The following is a 4,423-nucleotide window of genomic DNA, read 5'->3' on the forward strand; positions in this document are numbered from 1 at the left end:
TCTGGCGATGTGGCGTTTGATCTGGCTCAGCGCCTGTCTGCGGTGCTTGCAGTAACTGTTCTTGCCACAGATGACACCGAACCAATGAGCCGGGACTATGATGTTGTGCGTGGGCAGATAAATTCACTCAGTGGTGCGCTGGGCGGCTTTAGCCTGCGTATAGACAATCTGCAGCAGCTTGAGCCTGGCGGTCGCGGTGGATTTGGGTGGAGCGGATCACGTGATGGTGCCGTTTCGCGTTGTGATATTGTTATTGATCTAACAGGTGGCACGCCCCTGGTTACTGCGCCCGACAAGCGAGAGGGATATCTAAGGGTTGAACCGCGAGATGCGGTCGCGATCGCGGCTTTGGCATTCGATGCGGCCCAATTGGTCGGGACTTTTGAAAAGCCTCTTTATGTTCGTGTCGAAGAGACTCTGTGCGCACATTCGCGAGCCGAACAGGTGGGATGTTCGAATTGTCTGGATATCTGTCCAACCGGAGCAATCACACCTGCAGGAGAGCATGTTGAAATTGATCCGATGATTTGTGCGGGCTGCGGAGAATGTGCAGCGCTGTGTCCGTCAACAGCGATCACGTATGAAGATCCGCCAGTTTCTGCTCTGCTCTCAAGGATGCACATTCTGGCCCGAACCTATCGCCGGGCGGGTGGGCAGGCGCCCAGGCTTTTGGTGCATGATGATCATGGCGCTCAGATGATCCGTATGGCCGCTCGTTTTGGTCGTGGTTTGCCCGCTGATGTCATTCCTCTGGAATTGGGAGTAGTTTCCGGGTTTGGACATGCCGAGATGCTGGCCGGGCTCGCCCATGGCTTTGCGCGGGTCGATGTACTGATGTCACCTAAAACGGAGCGAGATGCTTTGGAGCGCGAGCTTATTCTTGCACAGGCTATAGGGGGGCAGGAAGGTCTTGGTCTGATTGATGAGGCGGATCCGGATGCCCTGACGCAACTTCTCTATACGCAGAATGTGCCAGCGCCGTTGCAGGACGCCGTATTGCCTTTGGGTAATCGTCGTCAAATCTCTCGCCTTGCGGCGCAGGCGTTGAACCCCGAAGCAGCGGAGCCGCTGACACTGCCAGAAAACGCTCCGTATGGCGCAATCGCCGTCGACACAGATGCCTGTACCCTTTGTCTTAGTTGTGTTTCGCTCTGCCCGTCAGGGGCTCTGATCGATAATCCCGATATGCCACAGCTCAATTTTCAGGAAGATGCTTGCCTGCAATGCGGGTTGTGCCGGACCATCTGTCCGGAAAACGCGATCACGCTGGTGCCACAACTGAACCTGAGCGACGACGCGCTATCTCAGAAGGTACTGAACGAGGAAGAACCCTTTGCCTGCGTCGAATGCGGGGCTTTGTTCGGCGTAAAGTCCACCGTTGAACGGATCATGGAGAAGCTTTCGGGTACGCATCCAAGGTTTGCGACATCCGAGCAGGCTAGAATGATCCAGATGTGCGATGACTGCCGGATTCAGGCGCAGTTCCACAGTCAGGACAACCCGTTCACATCAAATCCCAAACCAAAGGTTGTGACCACGGACGACTATTTCGGTAAGCGCAGGGATCACTGAAGTTGAAGGGGGGCGCCCAGATCAGCAGCAGATACTACGGCGACAAAGGCAAGAATGGCTTCAAGCTCTTCTTGAGTGATTGCCAGAGGGAAGATGGGCGATGGGCGCTGAGGATCAAACGGAGGCGTAATGCCTTCGATCTGAGTAAAGGCGGGATGCGGGTTAAGCACATAGAACGCCTCGAACCGTTCGGACCAGTCCGGCATCGCGCGCAAGACCGCAAAGGACGGGGTCGAGCCCAATCCATTCATGCGGTTCTGAGGGCCTATGACATGACATCGCCCGCAATGGGTCAGAGACAGCTCCTCTCCAAGGGCGGCATCGCCGTCGATCTCGATCTCCTCTTCCATGGCGGCAATCTCGAAACTAGCACTGAAGGGGAGACCATCTGCTGGGGCAAAACTCTCGACGGTCCGTTTACCGATGTCAGAAAGCAGCCAGTCGCGAAACCTAAGTTGTCGTGCGTCGTCTTCGATACGCAGGTGGTAGATGATAGCGTCGCGTTCAAACACCGGATCACCCGGGGGGCCGACCGCCAGCTCCATTTCGCCGGTTTCTGCTGCAACAACGCGGATCCCGGTCTTGAGTGAGAAGCGTGGGAGAATATGTTTGAGGAGACCGGATTGCTGTACCTCATCCGGCGCTGCAAGGCCAAGTTCCTCCTGCGACCAAGAGGGACTGGCGTAGAGCGTCAGGCTCAGGCACAACAACACACAGCGCATGGCCTAACCTAACGGTGATCGGCTAAATGCGTCAAATGAACTGAATGAGACGGAGACCCATGCGATGAGCGGCGATTACAATATGTCGATGCGCAAATTCCTCAAGCAGGTTGGTGTGACCAGCCAGCAGGCGATTGAGGAAGGCTTGCGTAAGGCGGGAAGCCCCGCGGGCAAGAGCTTTGAGGCCAAGATGGTTCTGACCATCGATGGGCTGGAGGTCGAGCATGTGGTGACAGGTCAGATCAAGGACGGCGACGCATGAGCATTCGCGACGCGGTTCTCGCGAACCTGAAAAAGATCACAGACCCGGTTTCCGGTCAGGACATTGTCAGCGCCGGTATCGTACGTGCGCTGAATGTTGAAAACGACACTGTGCGTTTCGTGCTGGAGATTGATCCGAAGCAGGCAGACAAGATGGAGCCGGTAAGGGCCACCGCAGAAAAAGCTGCGCAGATGGTCGAAGGCGTGTCCAAAGTGTCTGCAATGCTGACAGCGCATTCGGATAAGGCGCCACCAGATCTGAAACCCAAACCGAAACCCTCGCAGACCGGCCCTCAGGCCGTACCGGGTGTGGACCGGATCATCGCTGTCGCTTCGGGCAAAGGCGGCGTGGGTAAATCGACCGTGTCGGCGAACCTGGCCTGTGCATTGGCAGCCGAAGGCCGTCGGGTTGGATTGCTGGACGCGGATGTTTACGGCCCGTCACAACCTCGAATGCTGGGTGTTTCCGGTCGTCCGGCCAGCCCCGACGGAAAGACAATCCTGCCTCTGCGTAATCACGGCGTCACAATGATGTCGATGGGGCTGATGACGAACGAAGGACAGGCGGTTGTCTGGCGTGGACCGATGTTGATGGGGGCCTTGCAGCAGATGATGAGTCAGGTGCAATGGGGCGCGCTGGATGTGCTGATCGTCGACCTTCCACCCGGAACAGGTGATGTACAGCTGACCTTGAGCCAGAAGTTCAAGGTGGACGGTGCCATCGTCGTGTCGACACCTCAGGACGTTGCGCTGATTGACGCGCGTAAGGGGATCGACATGTTCCGGCAGCTCAAGACGCCGATTGTCGGAATGATCGAAAACATGTCCACCCACATCTGCTCGAACTGCGGGCACGAGGAACATGTGTTTGGTCATGGTGGTGTTGCTAACGAAGCGGCAGCATTGGATGTGCCTCTGCTTGGTGAGATTCCTTTGCATCTGGATATCCGGGTGGCGGCTGATGGGGGTGCGCCCATCGTGGTCAGCAAACCTGACAGTCCTCAGGCAGAGGCGTTCCGGCGTATCGCTCGTGACCTGATTGCCAAAGGTAACGCATGAGCGAACCGGTCTTTCCCCCCTTGCTGACGGGCCATCCTGTGCAGGGTGGGGAAGACCCGTTTGAACGCGCTCAGGCCATGGCAGCACTGGGCTGCGATGCTGGCAGCGTAGTCTATAACATTCAGGCAGACCGTTTGCGCGTGGCGATCGTTTTCGCGCCCGAGGTTTCGCTGCAGGACGCGATGGCAATGCTTCCGCTATGTGCGATTGGTTTCCAGAACGCGCTGGGCGCGTTGGCCCCGCCTGAGGTGGCGGTGCATCTTGGGTGGGACGGACTAATCTGTGTGAACGGTGCGAAATGCGGTCAGTTTCAAACCTCTGCCTCGACTACTGATACAAGTGCCATACCGGATTGGCTGGTGGTTGGATGGGAACTTGCCTTGCTGCAAACCGGCGATGCACCCGGTGATAATCCGGATGTTACCGCGCTCTATGACGAAGGCTGTGCAGATGTTTCGCCGACACAGCTTGTCGAAAGCTGGTCACGCCATATGCTGACATGGCTCAATCGCTGGCAGGACGAGGGGAATGCCCCCTTGCACAGTGAATGGATGGGCTTGCTGCGCGGGGTAGGTGAGCCGTTAGGAGATCAGGGTGTGTTTCTCGGCACGGATGAGCGGTTTGGAATGTTGATCCGTGATGGTGCCGATACGCATCTGCGCCCGCTGACGCAATTGTTGGAGACCACCCGATGAAACTGGCCCGTGCAATCCACTTTGATGAAAGCGACATGAATGTCTTTCACTCTCCGGCAAGAACCGGTGAGTGGTGCATATCCGGGGGATTTGAGTTTTCAAACTGGGGCGAAG

Annotated in this window: 6 protein-coding genes; 5 read left to right on the top strand and 1 reads right to left on the bottom strand. The window is 57.0% G+C overall.

Annotated features, from left to right (window positions below):
• Positions 1-1,572: 4Fe-4S binding protein (locus tag E1297_RS26420; RefSeq protein ID WP_155143565.1), on the top strand; the 1,572-nt coding region annotated here is incomplete at its 5' end.
• Here E1297_RS26420 and E1297_RS26425 read toward each other — a convergent pair.
• Positions 1,566-2,294 carry a cytochrome c gene (locus tag E1297_RS26425; RefSeq protein WP_155143543.1) on the bottom strand — a complete coding sequence of 243 codons (729 nt, stop codon included), beginning with the start codon at positions 2,292-2,294 and terminating at the stop codon, positions 1,566-1,568. The genes E1297_RS26420 and E1297_RS26425 overlap by 7 nt on opposite strands.
• Positions 2,295-2,358: 64 nt before the next feature.
• Here E1297_RS26425 and E1297_RS26430 point away from each other — a divergent pair, with 64 nt between their 5' ends.
• The 4 genes from E1297_RS26430 to E1297_RS50450 all read left to right on the top strand — a co-directional run.
• Positions 2,359-2,556 (top strand): DUF6494 family protein, encoded by a 198-nt coding sequence (locus E1297_RS26430; protein ID WP_155143546.1) that lies wholly within the window; start codon positions 2,359-2,361, stop codon positions 2,554-2,556.
• On the top strand, positions 2,553-3,614 hold the full coding sequence (locus E1297_RS26435; protein ID WP_155143548.1) for an Mrp/NBP35 family ATP-binding protein: 1,062 nt from the start codon (positions 2,553-2,555) through the stop codon (positions 3,612-3,614). Before E1297_RS26430 ends, E1297_RS26435 begins: the two co-directional genes overlap by 4 nt.
• Positions 3,611-4,309, top strand: a complete 699-nt coding sequence (locus E1297_RS26440) for a biotin/lipoate--protein ligase family protein (protein ID WP_155143550.1) — start codon at positions 3,611-3,613, stop codon at positions 4,307-4,309. Before E1297_RS26435 ends, E1297_RS26440 begins: the two co-directional genes overlap by 4 nt.
• Before the next feature lie 35 nt (positions 4,310-4,344).
• Positions 4,345-4,423 (top strand): DUF6505 family protein (locus E1297_RS50450; RefSeq protein WP_244327897.1); only part of this gene is annotated, 79 nt, incomplete at its 3' end.

Source organism: Roseibium sp. RKSG952 (assembly GCF_009711355.1).

What these genes read in the sequence shown, in the direction of transcription:
- E1297_RS26425 (WP_155143543.1), bottom strand. Translation starts at nt 2,294, where the DNA reads ATGCGCTGTGTGTTGTTGTGCCTGAGCCTGACGCTCTACGCCAGTCCC.
- E1297_RS26435 (WP_155143548.1), top strand. Translation starts at nt 2,553, where the DNA reads ATGAGCATTCGCGACGCGGTTCTCGCGAACCTGAAAAAGATCACAGAC.
- E1297_RS26430 (WP_155143546.1), top strand. Translation starts at nt 2,359, where the DNA reads ATGAGCGGCGATTACAATATGTCGATGCGCAAATTCCTCAAGCAGGTT.
- E1297_RS26440 (WP_155143550.1), top strand. Translation starts at nt 3,611, where the DNA reads ATGAGCGAACCGGTCTTTCCCCCCTTGCTGACGGGCCATCCTGTGCAG.